The sequence below is a fragment of the Pseudomonas sp. RW10S2 genome (assembly GCF_014268985.1).
GTDB lineage: Bacteria > Pseudomonadota > Gammaproteobacteria > Pseudomonadales > Pseudomonadaceae > Aquipseudomonas > Aquipseudomonas wayambapalatensis.
The window spans coordinates 1-293 of sequence record NZ_JABWRO010000255.1; the positions used below are offsets into that span (position 1 = coordinate 1).

Here is a 293-nt window from a genome sequence, read left to right on the forward strand (position 1 = left end):
CTTCAAAGACTCGGGCTCGCTCACCGTTGGCATCAGCGACGCAACCGTACCGGGCAGAACATTCGAGAACCTGGAGCTCGGCGGCTCGGCTACCGTTCAGATCGCCGATACCGAAAGTGAAGTTGTCGCGACCCTGACTGCAGACAAAACGACTGTCAGCGAAGGCGGCGAGATCACCTATACCGTCACGCTGACCAACGCCCAAGGTCTGTCGGTTACTGGCCATAACGGCTTGGTGTTCACGCTCAGCGACGGCACCAAAATCACCGTTCCGGCTGGCAGCGCCACCGGGA

The 293-nt window shown here is 60.1% G+C and carries 1 protein-coding gene; it reads left to right on the top strand.

Annotated features, from left to right (window positions below):
• Window positions 1-293 (top strand): immunoglobulin-like domain-containing protein (locus tag HU729_RS25610; protein ID WP_186711932.1); only part of this gene is annotated, 293 nt, incomplete at both ends.